The sequence below is a fragment of the Rhizobium sp. BK661 genome (assembly GCF_024808825.1).
Lineage (GTDB): Bacteria > Pseudomonadota > Alphaproteobacteria > Rhizobiales > Rhizobiaceae > Rhizobium.
The window spans coordinates 1-21,360 of sequence record NZ_JANTYT010000008.1 but is presented as its reverse complement, the minus strand read 5'-3'; the positions used below and the strand labels follow the sequence as shown (position 1 = coordinate 21,360).

14 protein-coding genes and 1 pseudogene are annotated in these 21,360 nt (G+C 60.4%); 8 read left to right on the top strand and 7 right to left on the bottom strand.

The genetic code is table 11. The features are described from left to right. Window position 1: 1 nt before the first annotated feature. The 4 genes and pseudogenes from FHX16_RS17505 to FHX16_RS17490 all read left to right on the top strand — a co-directional run. Complete coding sequence (locus tag FHX16_RS17505) at window positions 2–1,093, top strand: efflux RND transporter periplasmic adaptor subunit (protein ID WP_259129518.1); 1,092 nt, start codon at window positions 2–4, stop codon at window positions 1,091–1,093. Beyond that, window positions 1,090–4,143: an efflux RND transporter permease subunit gene (locus FHX16_RS17500; RefSeq protein WP_259129517.1), complete on the top strand. Its 3,054-nt coding sequence runs from the start codon at window positions 1,090–1,092 to the stop codon at window positions 4,141–4,143. Before FHX16_RS17505 ends, FHX16_RS17500 begins: the two co-directional genes overlap by 4 nt. Before the next feature lies 1 nt (window position 4,144). Then, entirely contained in the window at window positions 4,145–5,425 is a 1,281-nt protein-coding gene (locus FHX16_RS17495; RefSeq protein WP_259129516.1) for an alpha/beta hydrolase, read from the top strand. Between the two features lie 501 nt (window positions 5,426–5,926). After that, a pseudogene (locus FHX16_RS17490) lies at window positions 5,927–6,070 on the top strand (IS3 family transposase); the annotation flags it as partial. A gap of 830 nt (window positions 6,071–6,900) precedes the next feature. Here FHX16_RS17490 and FHX16_RS17485 read toward each other — a convergent pair. The 7 genes from FHX16_RS17485 to FHX16_RS17455 all read right to left on the bottom strand — a co-directional run bounded on the left by FHX16_RS17485 (window position 6,901) and on the right by FHX16_RS17455 (window position 14,785). Then, window positions 6,901–8,196: an amidohydrolase family protein gene (locus FHX16_RS17485; RefSeq protein WP_259129515.1), complete on the bottom strand. Its 1,296-nt coding sequence runs from the start codon at window positions 8,194–8,196 to the stop codon at window positions 6,901–6,903. Between the two features lie 11 nt (window positions 8,197–8,207). Beyond that, window positions 8,208–9,149 (bottom strand): ABC transporter permease, encoded by a 942-nt coding sequence (locus FHX16_RS17480; RefSeq protein WP_183864664.1) that lies wholly within the window; start codon window positions 9,147–9,149, stop codon window positions 8,208–8,210. Further along, complete coding sequence (locus FHX16_RS17475; RefSeq protein WP_259129514.1) at window positions 9,146–10,195, bottom strand: ABC transporter permease; 1,050 nt, start codon at window positions 10,193–10,195, stop codon at window positions 9,146–9,148. The genes FHX16_RS17480 and FHX16_RS17475 overlap by 4 nt, the downstream gene beginning before the upstream one ends. Beyond that, entirely contained in the window at window positions 10,185–11,711 is a 1,527-nt protein-coding gene (locus FHX16_RS17470) for an ABC transporter ATP-binding protein (protein WP_259129513.1), read from the bottom strand. Before FHX16_RS17470 ends, FHX16_RS17475 begins: the two co-directional genes overlap by 11 nt. Then, window positions 11,708–13,132 (bottom strand): amidase, encoded by a 1,425-nt coding sequence (locus tag FHX16_RS17465; protein ID WP_259129512.1) that lies wholly within the window; start codon window positions 13,130–13,132, stop codon window positions 11,708–11,710. The genes FHX16_RS17470 and FHX16_RS17465 overlap by 4 nt, the downstream gene beginning before the upstream one ends. A 13-nt stretch (window positions 13,133–13,145) precedes the next feature. Further along, on the bottom strand, window positions 13,146–14,132 hold the full coding sequence (locus FHX16_RS17460; protein WP_183756182.1) for a BMP family protein: 987 nt from the start codon (window positions 14,130–14,132) through the stop codon (window positions 13,146–13,148). Between the two features lie 251 nt (window positions 14,133–14,383). Next, a complete protein-coding gene (locus FHX16_RS17455) occupies window positions 14,384–14,785 on the bottom strand; it encodes a hypothetical protein (protein WP_259129511.1) in 402 nt (133 codons plus the stop codon). Between the two features lie 676 nt (window positions 14,786–15,461). Between FHX16_RS17455 and FHX16_RS17450 the strand changes: the two genes are divergently transcribed. From FHX16_RS17450 to FHX16_RS17435, 4 genes are all read left to right on the top strand, one after another. Beyond that, a complete protein-coding gene (locus FHX16_RS17450; RefSeq protein WP_259129510.1) occupies window positions 15,462–16,235 on the top strand; it encodes a LamB/YcsF family protein in 774 nt (257 codons plus the stop codon). Beyond that, window positions 16,228–17,859 (top strand): urea amidolyase family protein, encoded by a 1,632-nt coding sequence (locus FHX16_RS17445; RefSeq protein WP_259129509.1) that lies wholly within the window; start codon window positions 16,228–16,230, stop codon window positions 17,857–17,859. The genes FHX16_RS17450 and FHX16_RS17445 overlap by 8 nt, the downstream gene beginning before the upstream one ends. A gap of 3 nt (window positions 17,860–17,862) precedes the next feature. Then, window positions 17,863–19,575 (top strand): biotin carboxylase N-terminal domain-containing protein, encoded by a 1,713-nt coding sequence (locus tag FHX16_RS17440; RefSeq protein ID WP_259129507.1) that lies wholly within the window; start codon window positions 17,863–17,865, stop codon window positions 19,573–19,575. 132 nt (window positions 19,576–19,707) lie between these two features. Then, complete coding sequence (locus tag FHX16_RS17435) at window positions 19,708–20,595, top strand: DUF1989 domain-containing protein (RefSeq protein ID WP_259129506.1); 888 nt, start codon at window positions 19,708–19,710, stop codon at window positions 20,593–20,595. Window positions 20,596–21,360: the final 765 nt, after the last annotated feature.

Below are 21,360 nucleotides of genomic sequence, written 5' to 3'. Positions count from 1 at the left end.
GATGACACTCGTCCGCATATGCAGCTCTCTTTCAATTCTTCTCTCAATTCCCCTGCTTGTCGGTTGCGATCAAAACTCCGCCGCAGAAGAGCAGGCGCGACCTCGTCCTGTCAAAGCGGTAATAGCCACGGCCGAGCGGGACCAAGCGGCAGGGTTGCCTGGCGTCGTGCGAGCCCGCATCGAGACCGATCTGGCGTTCCGGACCCTGGGGCGGATTGTTTCTCGCAAGGTCGAGGTTGGCGACCTGGTCTACAAGGGCGATGTCCTTGCGGAGATCGATCCTCTCAGTCTGCAGCTAGCGGTCAAGAGCGCGGAAGCCGATCTGCGCAACGCCCAGGCTCAGTTGGAGAACGCCGCGACGACCGAAACGCGCAAGCGAAGGCTCGTCCAGAACAATGCAGCCAGCATTGCTGAACACGATCTTGCCGAACAGCAGCTCAAGTCGGCGACCGCCAATGTTGCGAGAGCAAAGGCGAGCCTTGCCAAGGCGAATGAGCAGCTTGGCTATTCAGAGCTGAGAGCCGAGTTCGATGGCGTCGTCACCGCCACCTTCGTAGAAATGGGCCAGACCGTGTCGGCGGGCCAGCCGGTCCTGAAGGTGGCACGCCTCGAGCAGCGCGACGTGGTCGTCGACGTTCCGGAGGCGCTACTTTCATCTGGGCGCGTGGGCGACCACGTCGATGTCGCGCTCCAACTCGACCCCAAGCAGGAGACAGTGGGCAAGGTGCGCGAGATCGCGCCTCAGGCTGATCCCAGTACCCGCACTTACAGGGTCAAGCTCGCTATAGATCAGGCACCTGAGATCTTCCGTCTCGGCACGGTGGTTTCTGTCAAGCCCCTTGCTGGAAAGAAGGGATCAGTCACCCTGCCGATCTCCGCCATAGGCGACAAGGATGGCGCCGAAAACGTCTGGGTCGTAGACCGGTCGACAGGTGCGGTCAAGCTCAGACCGGTCCAACTCGACAAGCGGGCTGGTGGCCGCGTCGTCCAGGTGCTTTCCGGCCTGCGGGAAGGGGAAGAAATCGTCGTCGCCGGGATCGATGAACTTGTCGACGGACAGAAAGTGAAACTCGCACAGGAGCCAAGCCCTTGAAAAAATTCAACCTTTCGGACTGGGCGCTCGAGCATCGCTCTCTCGTCTGGTACTTCATGATCATGTTCGCGGTGGCGGGCGCCTTTGCCTATCTCGCCCTCGGTCGCGAGGAGGATCCCTCGTTCACCATCAAGACGATGGTGATCCAGGCACAGTGGCCCGGCGCTTCAGCCGCTGAGGTGACGCAGCAGGTGACAGACCGCATCGAAAAGAAGTTGCAGGAACTCGACAACCTCGAACATACACGCAGCATCACCACCGCCGGTCAAACGATCGTCTTCGTCGATCTGCTGGCGGACACCAACGCGAGGGACGTGAAGCCCACCTGGTCGCGCGTCCGCAACCTGGTCGATGACATTAGGCACGAGTTTCCACAGGGCGTTGTCGGACCCTTCTTCGACGACCAGTTCGGCGACGTGTATGGCAATATCTTCGCCTTTATGGGCGACAGCGGGCTTACCCAGAGGGAACTGCGCGACTACGCCGAGAGCGCCCGAACGCAGATTCTCAAGATCCCCGACGTCGGCAAGGTCGACATCGTCGGTGCGCAGGACGAGGTGATCTACCTTGAATTCTCCACCCGCAAGATCGCCGCCCTCGGCATCGACCGCTCCGCCATCATCGCCACGCTGCAGGCGCAGAACGCCGTCACCCAGTCCGGCTTCGTCGAAACGGGGCCCGAGCGCGTCGCCCTGCGGGTCGGCGGGCGGTTCATCTCCGAGGAAACGCTGCGCGGGATTAATCTCCGGGTCAACGACCGCTTCTTCCCGCTGACCGACGTCGCCACCATCACCCGCGGCTACGTCGATCCGCCGACGTCGCTCTTCCGGTTCAACGGAAAGCCGGCAATCGGCCTCGCGATCGGCATGAAGACGGGCGGCAACCTGCTCGCCTTCGGCGAAACCCTTGAAAAGACGATGGGCAACATCATCCAGGAGCTTCCGGTCGGCGTCTCCGTCGAAAAGGTCTCCGATCAGCCGAAGGTGGTCGAGGAGGCGGTCGGCGGCTTCACCAAGGCCCTGTTCGAAGCCGTCACGATCGTGCTGGCGATCAGCTTCATCAGCCTCGGGATGAGAGCGGGCATGGTGGTGGCGGTCGCAATCCCGCTCGTGCTCGCCATCACCTTCCTGGTGATGCTCTACACGGGCATCTCGCTGCAGCGCATCTCGCTCGGAGCGCTGATCATCGCGCTGGGTCTTCTCGTCGACGACGCCATGATCGCCGTCGAGATGATGGTCGCGCGGCTGGAGGCGGGCGACAGCCTCAGAAGCGCTGCGACCTACGTCTATACGTCCACGGCGTTTCCGATGCTGACGGGCACGCTGGTCACCGTAGCGGGCTTCATTCCTGTCGCTTTCAACAAGAGCAGCGCGGGCGAGTTCACGTTCACGCTTTTCGTCGTCATCGCCGTTTCGCTGGTGGTTTCATGGGTGGTCGCGGTTTTGTTCACACCTCTGATCGGCGTGACCATCCTGCCGAAGACGATAAAGAAGCATGCCGAGCATAAGGGCCGCTTTGCGAAGGCGTTTTCAAGCCTTCTGCAGTTCTGCCTGCGCTGGCGCTGGATCACCATCGTCGCGACCGTATTGCTCTTCGCTGGTTCGGTCGTCGGTCTATCGATGGTGCAGCAGCAGTTCTTCCCAAGCTCCGACCGTCCGGAACTGATCGTCGACTGGAGCCTGCCGCAGAACAGTTCGATCGCCGAGACAAGCCGCCAGATGGCCCAGTTCGAACATGAGGTGCTGGCCGGTAACCCTGATGTTGAACACTGGTCGACATACGTGGGACGGGGCGCGCCGCGGTTCCTTCTTTCGTTCGACGTGCAGCCGGCCGACGTGTCCATCGGCCAGACCATCATCGTCACCAAGGGGCTGGACGTCAGGGACAAGTTGAAGCAGCAGATGGAAACTTATCTTCAGAAGACATTTCCGGGAACGGACGCCTACGTGAAGCTTCTCGACATCGGCCCTCCGGTTGGCAAGCCGATCCAGTATAGGGTGTCCGGCGAGAACCTGCAGACGGTGCGCGACCTGGCACAGAAGCTGGGGACGATCGTCGGTACCCATCCCTCGCTTAGGAACCTTGCCTTCAATTGGAACGAACCAGCCCGCGTCGTGAAGATAGACGTGTTGCAGGACAAGGCCCGACAGCTTGGCGTCTCGTCCCAGGATATTGCGACGGCGCTCAACACCGTCGTCCAGGGAAGCGCGCTGACGCAGGTCCGCGACGACATCTACCTGGTCGACGTCATCGGCCGTGCCGCGGAAAAAGAGAGGGGCTCGATCGATACCTTGCTTGACCTGCAACTGCAGAGCAGCAGCGGCCAGGCCGTGCCGCTGTCCTCGGTGGCGACCTTCCACTACGAGCTCGAACAGCCGACGATCTGGCGACGCGATAGAGTTCCGACCATCACCATCAAGGCCGGGATCGGCGACGCGACGCAGCCGGCGACGGTCGTGAAGGCGCTCTCCGAAAAGGTCGCGGCCTTCGAAAAGACGTTGCCGGCCGGGTATTCGGTCCAGGTCGGCGGCGCAGTCGAGGAAAGCGCCAAATCCCAGGGACCGATCGCCAAGGTGGCGCCTGCCATGTTCGTCATCATGGCGACGCTGCTGATGATCCAACTCCAGAGCTTCCACAGGCTGTTGCTGGTCTTCTCGGTGGCGCCGCTGGCCCTCATCGGCGTCGTCGTGGCGCTGCTCGCCAGCAACTCGCCACTCGGATTCGTCGCCCTGCTCGGAGTCCTTGCGCTCGTCGGAATCCTCATCCGCAACTCCGTCATTCTTATTGTGCAGATCGAGGAGTTGCGAGCGGAGGGAATGTCGCCATGGAAGGCTGTGGTGGAGGCGACCGAGCATCGCATGCGACCGATCATGCTCACCGCGGCGGCTGCGACGCTCGCCCTGATTCCGATCTCGCACGAAATCTTCTGGGGACCAATGGCCTACGCGATGATGGGCGGGATCGTCGTGGGCACGGCGCTGACGCTTCTTTTCCTGCCGGCCCTCTACGTCACCTGGTTCCGTATCCCGCGCGAAGTTGAGCAGAACTGACATGACAGGAACGCTCTCTCACCCTGGGCGCGTTGCCCAGGGATACCGCCGCACCGCGACGATCGCGACCGTTCGTTGCGCGTGCAAAGCCGTCCCGGTCCTCGTGGCCCTATCCGTTGCCACATCAGGTTGCGCCAGCCGGGCTCAGGACGTTCTGCGGCCGCTCGCCGTCGCCCCGGTCGGAACCACTCGGGTCACCATGCTTGTCGCCACGACGAGAAAGAGTTCGGAGGATCCCGGCAAGCTCTATTCCGGGGACCGCGGGACGGCGATCTCGCTGAATAGCGTCGCTGTGTCCATCCCGCCCGATCGGAACCGCAAGATCGGAGCGGTGCAGTGGCCGTCGCGCATGCCGCCCAACCCGCAAAATGACTTCGCGGTCACCCAGGTCGACAAGGTGGAATCCGAAGGTAAGGCCTTGGACTGGTACCGGCGGAATCGCAACAAGAAGCATCAAGTCATTATTTTTGTTCATGGCTTCAACAACACCTATGCCGACGCTGTGTTCCGCTTCGCGCAGATCGTCCATGACTCGGGAACCGATGCCGCGCCGATCCTCTTCACCTGGCCGTCAAGGGGACGGGTCTTCGACTACCTCTATGACAAGGAGAGCGCCAACTACTCGCGCCGCGCCCTCGAGGATCTGATCCTCCAGGCGGTGAAAAGTCCAGACGTCTCGGATGTGACAATCCTCGCCCACTCGATGGGCGGCTGGCTGGCGGCGGAGGCCCTGCGCGGCGTCGCCATGCGCGAGAAATCGATCCCGGCGAAGGTGAAGAACGTCATTCTTGCATCGCCGGACATCGACATCGACGTGTTTCGCCGTCAGTTCACGGAGATGGGGCCGAAGCGGCCGCACTTTGCGATCCTTACATCGAAACACGACAAGGCGCTGGAAGTCTCGGGCTGGCTTTCGGGCGGGGTCAAACGTCTCGGCGGGTCCGATCTCAGACCCTACGCACCTCTTCTCGACGACCTCGGCGTTTCCGTCATCGACACCAGCGCCATCGCCACGAACGATCCGCTCGGCCACAATGCCTTCGCCGACAGTCCGGAGATCGTGCGCCTGCTTGGGCGGCGACTCGCGGGGCAGAGCCTGGATGGCGGAATGGTAAGCGTCGCGGACCAGATCGGGGTAACGGCCGCAAATTTTGCGGGCTCGGCGGCGCGTCTCGCCGTAGCGGCCCCAGTCGCGGTCATTAGCCCAGAGGCCAGAGAGGTCCTGAGGGAGGAACTCTCCTCCAATGGGACCGAAATCAGGAACGGACAGATTTCTTACTGAATAGCACCTACTCGTTGTGGCCGGACTTAGGGTGCCGGCGCAGGGACTGCGCGATGAGATATTAAGGATCGTCACTGCGAGTTGTAGCCGGTCCTCGTGCCGCAGGGTCTTTCGTTCACAGACGGCTTAGAGCACCAGCATCGGCGGCGCAGTTCTGCTGCCTTCAGGAGCAGGTCAGTGAGAGATGGCAGCCGCGGTTGTCTAACCGCCCGCGTATCCGGGCGCTGCAGTTTCGAACGCTTTGCCCGCAATGAGAATTGCAACTTGCCGATTGCATACGCGGGCCGCTGTTCACTGGGATAAGGTCTAATTCCCATTTGAATTTCCGGGAGAAGAGCAGATGATCACGCTGCGCCTCCAGAGGGAGGCACTGCGCGTCCGTCAGCGTCGACTTAACCCATGCTGGTGACGCGGATTATCCGGCGCGAAGTTTAAAAAAGGAGAGCTTTGCGACCTTCGTTTTTATTTGGGGGTGAACGTTTCCATCGCCTATGACCGGATCGCCGCAGGCTCTACCGTCCACGCGATGAGGGCCGCCAGGACGTGTTCGTTTACATCGAGATGTTCGACAATCCGAAACGCAAGCACGTCAGAAACGGGATGCTGTCGCCCGTCGGGTTCGAGAAGCAGGGCCGAAGGAGATAAGAAGCTCGTTCCTTCGATCAAGAGCTCGACGAATCGCACAACAGCAGATCAAGCACCCGTCCAACACCTCTAGAGCGGCCAAAGCCTACACCTGGCACCGCCGTCGTGTCAGAACGCGATGAAGATAAGATGCCAAGACGATCGCCTGGCACGGCGGCCTCAGGACAATCTCTCCGGTCCAAGGTTCCTTCACTAATTAGGATGACCATCACAGCCGTGGCAGACGTGCGTGATCCTGGGCGCCGACAATCAGCGGCCGCACTGCCTAGGAGCAATTCGAGGCCGCGGCAGGGGTCTTATTTTGTGTTGGCAGCTCGCCAGCCATCAGCGCCAGAACCGCTTCGCATCGATCCGTCGTAGAGGTCGGACTGTGCTTCATAGATCAGACATGACTTGTCTTCATGTACGAGAAGGGTCTCTGCATCGGGATGAGATCGCAGCCCGTGCTTTTCCAGGACGTCCGGGCCGTAACCGTTTAAGGTTCCAAGGTGATCTTGCAGGTTTTCCATGACGGCGATGAAGCGCTTGTGGTGAACACTCCGCTTATCGGAAAACAGCAGTATTTTCCAGAATTTCCTGCACCTGCTTCGCCCCTTCGGCGAGCCGCTCGATCTCTGCCCGTTGCTCGTTCAGCCAGGCAATGGAGATCGCCTCCTATGCTGCGATCGCAGGCACACCATCCCGGAAGGTGACGAGGGCAGTCAAATGCGCGCCTCGTGTCTCGCAGAAATCCATCGCAAACTTGGATCCTGGTTCCAGCGCTCCACACCAAAGACACCCATGACCGTATCAGTCAAAGCGCGGCGCGGGGCAGGAGCGCATTTTGGCCCTCACGACGGCGTCATCGGCACGTAATCTAGACCGCTATCGATCGTCGTGGGCCGGCCATCGAGAGACAACTCGGCGATCCGTGGCTTTGATTGAGCGATAATCTTGCCCCGGCGGACGACGCAAAGCCGTGTCGGCTTGAGCCGCAATGCCTCAATAGGGTCGGCTGCCTGCAGGACAACAAAGTCCGCGTTGCAGCCTTTCATCATCCCATAACCTTCAAGACCCATCGTCTTTGCAGAGTTCACTGTAAGGGCGTCGAAGATCTTTCTCTTGTCAGCGATCCCGGCCATCTGCGCCACATGGATCGCCATATGTCCGACTTCCAGCATGTCGCCTGAGCCCATCGAATACCAGGGATCCATAACGCAGTCGTGCCCGAAGGAGACGTTAAGCCCGGCATCCATCAGTTCACGCACGCGTGTCATGCCGCGGCGCTTGGGATAGGTATCGTGCCTGCCCTGTAGCATGATGTTGATCAGGGGGTTGGGGATGACATTGATTTCAGCTTCGGCCATCAGCGGGATGAGCTTCGAGACATAGTAGTTGTCCATCGAATGCATCGAGGTGAGGTGGGAACCGGCAACACGTCCCTGGAGCCCGAAACGCACTGTCTGGGCCGCCAGCGTTTCAATGTGACGCGACATCGGATCGTCCGTCTCGTCGCAATGCATGTCGACCGGAAGTCCGCGATCAGCGGCGATCCTGCACAGCGCCTCGACAGACGCGCGCCCGTCTTCCATCGTTCGCTCGAAATGCGGAATACCGCCGACAATGTCGATCCCCATGTCGAGGGCACGCTTCAGCGAGTCGACACCGCCTTCCGCCCGGTAATAGCCATCCTGCGGAAAGGCAACGAGTTGCAAGTCGATGTAGGGCTTTACCCGTTTTCGAACCTCGATCAGAGCCTCGGCGGTTATGAGACGTGGATCGGACGTATCGACGTGGCTTCTGATGGAAAGAAGGCCTTGGCTTACGGCAAGGTCGCAGTAGCGCAGGGCGCGATCGACCAGCGCCTCCTGTGTCAATGACGGACGAAGCTCGCCCCAGAGCGAGATGCCTTCGAGAAGCGTGCCCGAGATGTTCATTCGCGGCAGGCCGAGTGACAGCGTGGCATCCATGTGGAAATGGGGATCAACGAAGGGAGGTGTTACGAGCCGCCCGGTTGCATCGATTTCCGTTCCGGCAGAAGCCTCGATCTGCTGCTCGATCGCAGCAATCTTTCCGTTCTCTACCGCAATGTCGATCCCGTTGCGGCCATCGGGAAGGTTCGCTTTTCTGATGATCAGCTCGAACATTGGGTCTCCTTTTACCGTTCGCCACGGCGATAAGATTGCATCAGGGCCTGAGGAACGCGCGCACGGCGTGCCATGACGGCAAGCGCCAGGATCGACAGGATATACGGGGTCATCAGAAAAATCTGATAGGGAATGCCCTGGACGACGGTCTGCAGGCGAAGCTGGAAGGCGTCAAAGAAGGCGAAGAGAAGCGCTCCAAAAAGTGCACGCCCGGGTCTCCAGGATGCGAAGACGACAAGCGCAATGCAGATCCACCCACGACCCTGGACCATGGTCGGGAAGAAGCTGTTGAAGGCTGACAGCGTCAGGAACGCGCCGCCCATGCCCATTAACGCGCTGCCGACGATCACCGCACCATAGCGTATCCGGATCGGATCGACGCCCTGGGCTTCCGCCGCATGCGGGTTTTCACCGGTCATGCGAAGCGCAAGACCAAGCGGCGTGTGAAAGACGACGTAGGCAAGAAGGAGCGCGGTGAGGATGGCGAGATAGGTCGGCGCTGTTTGCGTGAAAAAGGCCGGTCCAACAAAGGGCATGGTGGAAAGGCCAGGGATGCTGATTGGCTGGAAGGGGACGATCGTTGGCGGTGTGCCGGCCACAGGTACGATCAGACGGAAAATATAGTAACTGAAGCTTGAGGCAAACAGCGTCACGCCAAGACCGGAGACATGCTGGGACAGGCCGAGCGTAACAGTCATCACGGCGTGCAGGAAACCGAACACCATGCCTGCCAGTGCGGCCACAAAGAGACCGGTCCAAAGGTCGGCGCCGTGATAGACCGCAAGCCACCCGATCATCGCGCCGAAGGTCATGATGCCCTCGATGCCGAGGTTGAGAACGCCGGCGCGTTCTGACAGAAGGGCGCCAAGGGTGCCAAAGATCAGGGGTGTGGCAATGCGAAGGATTGCCGCCCACAGGCCGGCCGATGAGATGATGTCGACAATAATGTTCATCGCCGGATCCTGTATTGGGTGAAGAACAGGGCAACGAGCATCGTCAGGAGCGACAGCGCTACGGTTACGTCAGCGATGTAGGTCGGTATGGCCAGGCTGCGGCTCATGCCGTCGGCACCGACGAACATGGTTGCCGTGAACAGCGCCGCAACCACGACACCGAGCGGGTTCAGGTTGGCGAGCATGGCGACGACGATACCGGAATAGCCGAAGCCAGGGGACAGATCCGTGGTGACATAGCCCTTGACGCCGAGGACTTCGATCGCGCCGGCAAGTCCCGCAAGTCCTCCGGAAAGACAGGCAACCTTGACCAGGGTCCGCGTCAGAGGCACGCCGGCAAACGCCGCGCCCTGCGGACTGAGGCCAGCAGCGCGTGACTGCATGCCAAAAACCGTCCTCGTCTGCAGGAAATGAATGATGACCGCAAGGACGATCGCAATCAGGAGGCCGATATGGAGGCGCGAGCGGGCAACCAGCTTCGGCAGCATGGCATCGTCGACCACGGACTGCGACTGCGGCCACCCAAAGGCCATTGGATCCTTCAGCACACCGTTGATCAGCATGGAGACAAAAAGCAGCGCGATGAAGTTGACCAGGAGACTGGTCACCACCTCGTCAACAGAGAAGCGCAATCTGAGCCACAGCGGGACGAGGATCAGCACCATGCCCGCGACAGCGCCGATCAATAGCAAGGCTGGAATGAGGATCGGGCCCGGCAGGCCAGCCAGCAGTTTGGAGCCGCAGGCGGCGACTGCGATAGCGCCGACGTAGAACTGGCCTTCCGCGCCGATATTCCAAAGCCTTGCCCTAAAGGCCGTCGCGGCTGCAAGACCGGTCAGGATAAGGGGCGTCGCCCGGGTCAAGGTCTCGGTCGCCGAGAGACGTGAGCCGAAGGCGCCAATCAGGATGCGGCGATAGGCTTCCAGGACTGGCGCGCCGGCGATTGCGATCAGAATGCCGGCAAGCAGAAGTGCTGAGACGACGGCAGCGATCGGCGACCCGACCAGGAGATAGACCGGCCGATGCTCGCGGCGTTCAAGGCGCATGTCTGATCTCCGTGGGGGTCTCACTCCAGTCGCCCGCCATCATCAGGCCAAGCCGGCGTGCATCGATGTCTCCCGAGTCGACAGGCGGCGACAGGCTGCCACCGACGATCGCCTGGATGCGGTCCGCAAGCGCGATCACTTCATCAAGATCCTCGGAGATCAACAAAACCGCCGTGCCCTTCCTGCGGGCGTCCAGGATCCGGGCGTGGACGGCGGCCACAGCGCCCTCGTCGAGACCGCGTGCCGGCTGCGCGGCGATCAGAATACGGGGGCGCTGCTGCAGATTCCTGCCGAGGATAAGCTTTTGCATGTTCCCACCGGACAGGAGGCGGGTACGGCTGCGCGGCGCACCACCTCTCACGTCGAAGGCATCAATGATCTCCCGGGCAAACGTTATGCCTGCCTTGCGGTCGACGATTCCGGCCCGGGAGAAGGCGGGAAGACGCTCGAGCACGACGTTTTCCCATATAGCCATTTCGCCGATCGCCCCTTCCTTGTTTCGGTCTTCGGGAATGCGGCCGATGTCAGCTGCGACGACGTCCGCCACGTCGAGATTGCCGACATTTTTTCCGAACAGGACGAGATCACCCGCCGTGCGCGACAGCATGCCGGACAACAAGGCTGCCAAGGGCGCCTGGCCGTTGCCGGAAACGCCGATGATACCGAGCACCTCGCCTTCACTGAGGTGGAGGTTGATGCTCTTCAGCCTGTCGACCCCGCCAATCCTGGCGGTGATCCCAACGCCTTCCAGGACAACGGCGCCGGGTGTCGACGGTTCGCGTACGGGGCGGCTGACCCGGTGACCGACCATCAGTTCAGCGAGTTCGGCCTTGCTGGTTTCCGACTGAAGACGCTCGGCGACCATCCTGCCGCCGCGCAGCACGACAATCCTGTTGGCGGCGGCCATGACCTCATCCAGCTTGTGGGAGATAAAGATCACCGACAATCCCTGGCGGGCCATCTCCTTCAACGTCGAGAACAGCCGTTCGGCCTCGATATTGGTGAGAACGGCGGTTGGCTCGTCGAGGATCAGGATTCGAGCGTCGTTGAAGAGCGCCTTGAGAAGCTCGACGCGTTGTTGCTCCCCGACCGACAGATCACCGAGACGTGCGTCAGGGTCGACCTTGAGCCCGAAACGATCCGAAATCGAAAGGAGCTTCCTGCGCGCGGCATTTGTGTTCGAGCGCAACGCCCAGAGTTTTTGCGTCCCGGTCATGATGTTCTCGATGACCGTGAGATTTGGCGCGAGCGAGAAATGCTGGTGCACCATGCCAACGCCAGCCCGGATTGCCTCGCGGGGCCTGCCCGGCGACAGCTCGCGGCCATGGATCATTATGCGACCGGAGTCAGGCACATAGTGACCGAAGAGGATGCTCATCAACGTTGTCTTGCCGGCGCCGTTTTCGCCAAGGAGTGCGATAATCTCTCCTTCCTTGAGTGACAGCGAAATATCATCGTTGGCAAGGTTGTCGCCGAACCGCTTCGAGACACGGGAAATATCGAGCACGGTGGTCATGCGGGCGCGCCCGCGATTTCGAAGGGATGTTGCCAACGGCCTTCGGCTTCCAGTCGCAAGGCGAGCGACAGGAGCTGCAGATCGCGGCCGATTGGTGCCATCAGCTGGATCGGCAGCGGCAAGCCGGCAGCATCTGATCCGAAAGGAAACGTCAAGGCAGGAACTCCCGAGACATTGGCGAGTGGCGCGAGCGGCGCGAAGGCAGCCATGCGATCGAAATGCAGCTCGGTGTCGGCATGATCGGATGGGAACGAGCCGACGGCAAGGGGTGCCGACGACAGCATTGGGGACAGAACGCAATCAACCCTGTCGAAGAGACCCCACATATGATGGCTAACGAGAACAGCCTTGTTCAGCGATGCCCAAAGGGCGGCGGCAGGCATCGCGCAGCCCTGTTCGGCGACTGCCTGTGTCAGGCGCTCGGCCATTGCCAGGTCGAGCTCAAGGTCCTCTGCCAGATTGAACAGGTTGACGGCGACAATGTCCTCGAAAACGCGCGCGCTATATCCTACGGCGGTTTCAAAATCGCTCCACTCAAGTCGGACGATCTCGTGGCCGTCTCGTTCGAGCGCAGTCGCCGCCGCCTCGACTGCATCCAGCCGGTCGGTGGCGGTTGGAAACCGCGCACCGGTATCCGTCAGGAGGCCGATCTTCAGGCGGGACGAAGAAGAGGCCTCCATGGCCACATCAGGAAATGGGCCACGCGCTTTACCGCTCAACGAGATCAGAGCGAGCTGCGTGTCCCGGACTGAGCGTGCCACGACGAATTCGCTTGCGATGCCACCGAGGTGATTGCCGAACGAAGGACCTGCTGGCATGGCGCCCCGGCTGGGCTTCAGCCCAACCAGGCCGCAGCAGGCGGCTGGAACGCGAATGGAGCCGCCAGCGTCGGTCGCATGTGCTATTGAAACGATGCCGGCGGCAACAGCTGCGGCCGCACCACCCGATGAACCGCCAGCGGTTCGGGATGGGTCATGCGGATTACGACAGACCGGCCCAATTGCCGGCTCGCTTGCAAGCGACAGGCCGAGTTCGGGGCTCGTGGTCAGGCCAAACAGGCAAAAGCCAGCCGCGCGAAACCGGGCTGCAAGCTCGGAATCGGCATTGCCGGAATCTCGCTTGAAAAGGCGCGAACCGGCTGCAACCGGCAGACCCTTGAACGGGCCGCCAAGATCCTTGGCAAGCGTCGGCACACCACCAAACGCACGCGCCGAGAAACGCGTCGGGGCGGCCCGACGCTCGTCGTCGGCTGCCTGGGCGGTCGCAATCCCCATTGGGCCATTAAGATGAGTAATGGCACCAAGACTGGAAAGCCGGGTGGCAGCGGCCAGAGACTGCCGCATCGCCTCCGTTGCAGTCAGTTGGCCGGAACGGATCAGTTCTGAAACGTCGGTGGCGTCGACTGGCCGTTTGCCGAGCATGGATCGGCCGAACTTACTTTGGCTGTTCCATGTTCTGCGGCACCTCGAACTTGCCGGCCTTGATGTCGGCGCGCTTGGCTTCCATGGCCGCTTCCGCGTCTGCGGGCGCCACGCCCTTCACAAAGACGATGTCGCTTCCACCTTCCTTCATCAGCCCGAAGGCGGTGTAGTTGCGGCCGACGGGCTTGCCCGCAGCGACATCGGCAATCGCCGCGTTCAGAATGGGCCTGAAACCCCACAGGGCATTTGCAAAGACGGTGTCGGGATAGCGTGGGGTATAGTCGATCAATGATCCGACAGCCTTGATCTTGCGTTCCTTGGCCGCATCGGCAGTTCCGATGCGCTCGCCAAACAGGATGTCGGCACCAGCATCGATCTGGGCAAGGCCTGCCTCGCGCGCCTTCGGCGGATCGAAGAACGTGCCAATGAAGGCCACGAGATGCTTGCAGTCGGGATTGACCGACTTGACACCTTCGGCGAAGGCGTTGATCAGCATGTTGACCTCGGGAATAGGCATGGCGCCAACGGAGCCGACCATGTTCGACTTGGTCATCTTGCCTGCCAGCATCCCCGCGAGATAGGCGCCGTCGTAATTCCAGGTGCCGAAGACGCCGAAATTGCTGCCTTCTTCCTTGCCGCTCGATCCGAGAACAAACGCGGTGTCGGGGTAATCGGCCGCCACCTGGCGCGCTTCCTTTTCGACGGCATAGGCTTCGCCGATAATCAGCTTGTTTCCTTGCTCGGCATATTCGCGCATGGCGCGGGGATAGTCGGTCCCGGAAACACCTTCTGAAAATACATATTCAATTACGCCCTCCTTGGCGGCGTCCTGCAAGGCCTTGTGAAGACAAGAATTCCAGGCGTTCTCGACGGGCGAGGCATGGATGCCCGCCACCTTCAATGGGGCAGCAGCGCGCGCGATCGGGGCCAGCCCGCTGACGCCAAGGGCAATGCCTGAGGCCATGAGCGCGCGACGTGACATGAGAAGGTCTTTTGTCATGATTGTTCCCCTTTTTTTACCGTTTGGTTCAAAACCATATGGAGGGGCTAAAAAAGTGTCAAGCGAGGTCCGGGTTTAAAAAATGGGCATAGCCAGTTGCCTTCCGCCTCGCAAGTAAGGAGCCGTCATGCCCATATGAGGTTTGCTTATGGTGACCGAGCGCGAGCATATGCCTCTCAATTCGTCGATCTTCGGGTTCTGTTTTGTCGCCGCGTTTCGTCTTCAAGGCCGCCAGCCGACCTCGAGCAGCGTCAAAAGACGTCTCTACCACCTAGGCCGATAAATTCCGTCCTGAATCCCTGACTGTTTGCCTGTTTCAACAGCCGGTTGGTGCTCAGGATGTCCAGTTTCATGCTTCCGGCGAAGCAGGCACGAAGAGGACAGCAGAGTTCACTTTTCGCCCATTCGAGCGCTGTACGAGAAAGCATCGTCACGATCCAGTGGTCGTCGTCCGCCCGCTCGAGCAAGATGTCGGCACCACCTCTGCCAACGGCGGTGATCGATGGGCATTTCACCGGGGACATTGACGATGTTCTTAGGCGCGTGACCGATTGATCCATCCTGTATGCCTCCTCGTCGATAGGCCGGTCCCTGGGACCAAGTTCTGTGGAGGCTATCTGAACGCCGTAGATGATGTCCTTGATCCAAATCAAGGCGACTTCCATTTTTGTCGTCGGACCCGATGGTCGGCCAACCGGATGGTCCCGCATGGGGTGGGTTTGGTCGCTGCCCCGCGAACCCGAACCTCACCGGATTAAACTTACCTTGCCGGACTGACGGCGGGGCCTTCGGAAGCACTCAATTGCTCAAATCAATCCTTTCGGCCGATCGGTGAATTGCCTCGCCTTGGATCGTCAATTTCATTGAGTGCGAACGCGGGCGGGAAAGCCGTGCTGCGGGATGCGTTAGAGGTTTCTAAATGCTGCTCTGCTAATGTCTGGGTATGCGCGGTTTGATTTTCATCGTTGGCCTCATAGCTTTCCTCTCTGTGGTCGACAAGATCGCGTGCCGAGGGCTGTACAGCCGTATGGCTTGGCGGGAAACCACAGAGCAGGCTGATTATTTCAAGCACCAGGTCGGCTATTGGGTTGGACGCCTCCTCGCTGTCTGATCTCCAGGCGGGTCCGGTTCCTCAAGGACATAACCGGCGCCGAGACGTCGCGGGCCAAGCGGGCTTCGATGAGGCTGGCTCTTCGAGAGCTTGAAACTCGGGACATCCGTTGCAACCGGGCTCTCCACGCCCGCAGGTCAGATCATATTTGTCGACGTTGATCCCTGAGAAGTTATAGACCAATAATCTCGAATCCTCATTCTCCAATGGTGTGCGACATGGCAAGTATCGATCTTAACAGCGACCTCGGCGAAAGCTTCGGACCGTGGAGAATGGGCGACGATGCCGCCGTGCTTCAGATCGTCACAAGCGCCAACATCGCTTGCGGTTTCCACGCCGGCGATCCCGCCGGAATATTGAGCGTTTTGCGGGAAGCGGCCGGCCGCGGAGTGGTGGTCGGTGCACATGTCGGCTATCGCGATCTCGCTGGCTTTGGTCGCCGCAACATGGATCCGTCGAGTGATGAGCTCGTCGGCGATACGATCTATCAGATCGGTGCATTGCAGGGTCTCGCCCGGGCGGCCGGAACATCGGTGCGATACGTCAAGCCACATGGGGCGCTTTACAACACCATCGCCAACGATACGCGACAGGCAGCGGATGTCATTGCGGCCATAAAGGCGATCGATCCCGCCCTGGTATTCCTGGCACTTGCAGGTGCCCCTGTCGTGAAGCAAGCACGCGACGCTGGTTTGACGGTCGTATCCGAAGCTTTTGCCGACCGGGCATACAATGCCGACGGAAGTCTCGTCAGCCGTAGACTACCAGGCTCGGTTATTCATGATCCGGAAGTCATTGCCGAGCGCATGCTCAAGATGGTGAACGAGCAGCGGGTCACGACCATCGACGGTATCGATATTCCGCTTGAGGCAGAATCGATCTGCGTTCACGGCGACACGCCGGCGGCGGTTGGGATCGCACGTACGTTGCGTGAAACCTTTGAAAAACGCGGTATCGACCTGAAGTCCTTTGTCGGCCCCTCGCATGTGTGAGCTGCTTCGCTTCCTTCCTGCCGGGAGTGGTGGCTTCCTCGTCGAGCTCAAGGATCTCGAAACGACCTTGACGCTTCTCGATGCGCTTCTTGCCACGCCGCTTCCCGGTGTGGTGGATGCAATCCCCGCTGCGCGGACCGTGATGATACAGTTCGATCCCTATCTGACGGACCGTCAAACACTGACGAATTCGATTGCGCGGATGGATCTGTCGAAGCGCAGTGTCCGTCAGGGCGATCTGTTTGAAATCCCGGTAACTTATGATGGTGCTGACCTCGAGGAGGTGGCGAAGCTGCTTGGCTGGTCGGTGGAAGAACTTATCCGCCGGCACACCGAGGCGACGTATACGGTCGCCTTTACCGGTTTTGCGCCGGGCTTTGCCTACATGACCTGCGATGATGAGGGCTTCGACGTTCCACGACGAAGGAGTCCGCGCGTGAAGGTCCCTGCCGGGTCGGTGGCATTGGCCGGAAAGTTTGGCGGAATCTACCCCTCGGACAGTCCGGGCGGTTGGCAGTTGCTCGGATCAACCCCTCTCAAAATGTGGGACACTGCGCGTGAACGGCCGGCTCTTCTGGCGCCAGGCGATCGTGTTTGCTTTCGCAATCTGGCGCAGCGCCCGGCCATTCCAGTGACTTCAGTCAAGGGTAAGACACCGGCCTCAGCGCCCGTAACGGAAGGCCTTCTGGTGACCAGGTCGGACCGGCCGGCCCTTTATCAGGATCTCGGTCGGAAAGGCCGCTCGAGCCAGGGCGTCTCGGAGTCCGGCGCGCTCGATCGCGGCGCAATGCAGGCTGCCAATCTGCTTCTGGGTAATCCTCGCGAGAGCGCTGTCATCGAAGTGACCTTCGGCGGATTTGCCTTTCAGGCGGACCGGGCGGTGACTGTTGCCGTGACCGGTGCTCCCTGTTCCATGACGATCCGAACGCACAATGGTAGCGAGATCAAAGCGCCGTTTGCCCGGGCCTTTGCGCTCGACGCGGGAGACGAGGTGACCCTGGGCATCCCGTCGGCCGGAATGCGCAGCTATCTTGCCTTACGTGGCGGTTTTCTCGTCGAGCCGATGCTTGGCTCGGCAGCCACCGATACCTTGGCGAAGGTTGGTCCCGAGACCATTCAGACAGGCAGTCTGCTGGTCCCTGCTTCAAAGCCTGCCTGCGCTGTCGACGAAAGCCCGCAAGAAGCTGGTAGGCTGCCTCGTGCGGGCGAGATTGTAACACTTGATGTCATTCCCGGGCCGCGAACCGATTGGTTCACGCAGACCGGTATTGAAACGCTACGCACACAGGAATGGGACGTCACACCACAATCGAGCCGCATCGGCATGCGCCTGTCCGGGAACGCTCCGATCGAAAGAAGTGTTCATGGGGAGCTTCCCTCCGAAGGGACCGCACATGGCGCAATCCAGGTTCCTGCCGAGGGCCAACCCGTTCTTTTTTTGGCCGACCATCCGCTGACCGGTGGTTATCCCGTGATCGGTGTTGTCGCCAGCCACCATCTCGATCTTGCTGGCCAGATCCCGATCGGCGCACGCATCCGCTTCAATCTGATTGCCGCCTTCGATCCGCAGGAGAGGCAGGCAGAACCACTTGTCCCGGCCGCTGCTATCACACAGGAAGACTGACTGATGAAAAAGCTGCTGATCGCCAATCGTGGCGAAATCGCCGTTCGCATCATCCGCGCCGCGCGCGACTACGGCGTCTCATCGGTTGCCATCTACTCTGATGCCGATGCAAACGCATTGCATGCAGAGCTTGCTGACGAGGCCTATGGCCTCGGACCGGGCCGTCCTTCAGAGACCTATCTGAATATCGGCCGGATTCTTGAGATTGCGCGACGCTCAGGCGCCGATGCCGTTCATCCGGGCTATGGATTTTTGTCCGAGCGATCCGAGTTCGCGAGTGCCGTGATCGAGGCCGGGCTGATATGGGTCGGGCCTTCGCCTGACGTCATTGCGGCACTTGGCGACAAGGTCGAGGCACGTCGCGTTGCCGAAAAGGTGGGAGCGCCGCTCGTCAAGGGATCGAATGGCCCGATTTCTACAGCGGCAGACGCGGTTGCCTTTGCCCGCGAGGTCGGCCTGCCTCTTGCCATCAAGGCAGCGTTTGGGGGTGGCGGTCGTGGCATGAAAGTCGCCCGACGGCTGGAAGAGGTTGGGGAGCTCTTCAATTCAGCCGTGCGCGAGGCAACTGAAGCGTTTGGCCGGGGTGAATGTTACGGCGAGCAGTTCCTGGAAAAGCCGCGCCACATCGAGGCGCAGGTGATCGCCGACAGCCATGGCAACACGGTTGTCCTCGGGACGCGGGACTGCTCGCTCCAGCGCCGCAACCAGAAGCTTGTCGAGGAGGCGCCAGCGCCCTTCATCAGCGAAGAGCAGCGCAACCGCATCCATGAGGCGGCGAAAGCGATCTGCGCGGAGGTCGGATACTGCGGGGCCGGAACTGTCGAGTTCCTGTTGTCACAAGATGGCGTCATTTCATTTCTCGAGGTCAACACCCGCCTTCAGGTCGAACATCCCGTCACCGAGGAAACCACGGGCATCGACATCGTGGTCGAACAGTTGCGCATCGCCGACGGCCTGGCGCTATCAGTCATGGAAACCCCGGAACCGCGCGGACACGCCTTCGAATTTCGCATCAATGCCGAGGACCCTGGAAGAGGCTTTCTTCCGACGCCGGGGCCGATTACGCGCTTTCGCGCCCCGTCGGGAATAGGCATTCGTCTCGATACGGGCGTCGAAACGGGCTCTGAAATTCCGGACCTTTACGATTCCATGATGGCGAAGCTGATTGTCACGGGATCATCGCGCAGCCACGCCCTTGAGCGTGCACGCCGGGCATTGGCCGAGTTCCGGATCGATGGCGTCGCCTCGGTCCTGCCGTTCCACCGCGCCGTGGTGAACGAGCCTGACTTTACCGGCCAGGATAGGTTCGGGGTCTTCACAAACTGGATAGAGACGCAGTTTTCAGGGATCCTGCCCGCACCACGTGTCGATCCTGTCGAAAGCGGTCTCGTTCGCAGTTTCATCGAGATCGACGGCAGACGACATGAACTCGCCCTGCCAGCTGGCCTGTTCTCGGTTTCTGGCGCCGCTGCCATTAAACCCGCTGGCGAAACGCCTCGCGCGAGCGAAGGAGCGGTTACAACTCCCATTCCCGGAACGTTGCGTCAATGGCTTGTCGAGGATGGTGCCGAAGTGGTTGAAGGGGATATCGTTGCAATCGTCGAGGCGATGAAAATGGAAACGCGGATCGCCGCGCCGAGATCCGGCCGTATTCGCCACATTGCCAAGATCGATGCCGTTCTTGGCCTCGGCGCCGAACTCGCGACAATTCAATAAGTCTATGAATTCAACGCTGCGGCAAAAGAACCTGTTGAAACCTCCATCGGTTCTGCGAACATGGCTAGATTTTGAGCAAACTGACCTGCCTTCAATAGGCAGTCCCAATATGCAGCATGGAGAGGACGAGGGATGAAGCCCCCACCCGTCACTGAAGCCCCGCAAGATGCATCAGCGCGCAGGGCAATCGCTCCTGTGATTTGCTATCCGGTGCAAAGCCTGCCACGTCCCGATCTTAAGGCCTACCGCGCCTTGCGCACGGACCTCACGCTTGTGAAGCGCGTGACTGTTCCAGCGCGAGATGCCGCATGCTGGACGGTGCCGACAGGCTACTTTTGTCGCATTCTCTGCGGCGAGGGTCCGCAGGTCGGCGATCTCAATCTGTTCAACGCCAACAACATTAGCGAGCGCCTCTATACGGGCAAAACCCGTGCCTTGAACGGAACTCATGTCGGGCTTGGCGACCAGCTATTCTCGAACCTGCCTTATCTGCGGCCCATCGCGACGATCACCCATGATACGCTTGACTGGTATGGCTTCGACGCGTTTGGAGGCTCAGTGCACGACGTCATAGGAACACGTTGCGATCCCTACACGCATAACCTCCTGAGCCATGGAGGACAGTATCATCACTGCTGTCATTCGAACCTCACACGGGCCTTTGCAGAGGAAACCGGAATGCCGCTGGACGAAGCGTCGACACACATCCACGACGTCCTGAACGTATTCATGTGCACGGGCTTTACCCGGGATACGGGGCAGTACTTCATGAAGGCGAGCCCGGTGCGCCCGGGCGATTACCTGGAGTTCTTCGCAGAAATCGATCTTCTCGCTTGCATGTCAGCATGTCCCGGGGGCGATTGCTCGTCCGAACATTCGTCGGATGCCGCGGCGTGCTATCCCCTCGAAGTCGAGGTCTATCGACCGTCGAGCCTTCCGCAGGGTTGGGTGCCATCGCAGGTCAATGGATATGATGGCACGCACGGCGTGCAGGCTCCCAAAACGGAGCTGTTTCCCTGACCGCTGCTTCTCAAAGAAGTGGTACAGAACGCCCCGGTCACCACATAGCCCGGACAAACGAAGAGCCCCGCAACCGCGGGGCTAGGTCGAGTAGCCAGACACACGAGCGAGCGCAGGAGCGCACTGCCCAAGATCCTGTTGCGTCGTTTCAGCCAAAAGTGACGATGATTTTTGCCATGACGACAGGGAGGAGCCGAACGTGCATTTGCCTGAAACATCTGGCCGGAGGTTCCGCTTTGGTCTCCGGCCAGATGCTCGTTGATCCAAAGAGGGCTGGGGTCGGCTCCCGGATCAACGCATCGAAGTGCTTCAAAGGTCTCCGCATCTAACGGCAGCAGCCGCGTAAAAGAGGCCCGCCGAGGCGGGCCAGTCTCGCCACATGGAACTGGGAGAAGTTCCGATCAGAATATTAGAGATAACTAATTAAGAAATCGTTAAGTGTAATTTTTCGTTACACAGCAACGCGACACGACACGATGATAGACCGTCCAGGATGGACCAGATGAGTTGATCCTGAATACGGGGAGACTATCCGCGACCAAACGCAGCCGTTGCGCAGTTTTTTCCAGGTAGCAAAAGCCGAAAGATTCAGACCGCGAAAATTGTTACCTCCAGCCCTGTCGATGGAGTTGGTCTGGCATGGTGTCGGTCGTCGAGGAATTGAAGGGCAGGTCGTGTCCCGCCGAATGGTGTAGGTCGGCGGTAGCGAAGCCGCTCGTGAGCGCGTTCTCAATCGCGCCGTAGCGAGCGAGCGGCGAAGCGGCG

What these genes read in the sequence shown, in the direction of transcription:
- FHX16_RS17505 (WP_259129518.1), top strand. Translation starts at nt 2, where the DNA reads ATGACACTCGTCCGCATATGCAGCTCTCTTTCAATTCTTCTCTCAATT.
- FHX16_RS17495 (WP_259129516.1), top strand. Translation starts at nt 4,145, where the DNA reads ATGACAGGAACGCTCTCTCACCCTGGGCGCGTTGCCCAGGGATACCGC.
- FHX16_RS17485 (WP_259129515.1), bottom strand. Translation starts at nt 8,196, where the DNA reads ATGTTCGAGCTGATCATCAGAAAAGCGAACCTTCCCGATGGCCGCAAC.
- FHX16_RS17480 (WP_183864664.1), bottom strand. Translation starts at nt 9,149, where the DNA reads ATGAACATTATTGTCGACATCATCTCATCGGCCGGCCTGTGGGCGGCA.
- FHX16_RS17475 (WP_259129514.1), bottom strand. Translation starts at nt 10,195, where the DNA reads ATGCGCCTTGAACGCCGCGAGCATCGGCCGGTCTATCTCCTGGTCGGG.
- FHX16_RS17470 (WP_259129513.1), bottom strand. Translation starts at nt 11,711, where the DNA reads ATGACCACCGTGCTCGATATTTCCCGTGTCTCGAAGCGGTTCGGCGAC.
- FHX16_RS17465 (WP_259129512.1), bottom strand. Translation starts at nt 13,132, where the DNA reads ATGCTCGGCAAACGGCCAGTCGACGCCACCGACGTTTCAGAACTGATC.
- FHX16_RS17460 (WP_183756182.1), bottom strand. Translation starts at nt 14,132, where the DNA reads ATGACAAAAGACCTTCTCATGTCACGTCGCGCGCTCATGGCCTCAGGC.
- FHX16_RS17450 (WP_259129510.1), top strand. Translation starts at nt 15,462, where the DNA reads ATGGCAAGTATCGATCTTAACAGCGACCTCGGCGAAAGCTTCGGACCG.
- FHX16_RS17445 (WP_259129509.1), top strand. Translation starts at nt 16,228, where the DNA reads ATGTGTGAGCTGCTTCGCTTCCTTCCTGCCGGGAGTGGTGGCTTCCTC.
- FHX16_RS17440 (WP_259129507.1), top strand. Translation starts at nt 17,863, where the DNA reads ATGAAAAAGCTGCTGATCGCCAATCGTGGCGAAATCGCCGTTCGCATC.
- FHX16_RS17435 (WP_259129506.1), top strand. Translation starts at nt 19,708, where the DNA reads ATGAAGCCCCCACCCGTCACTGAAGCCCCGCAAGATGCATCAGCGCGC.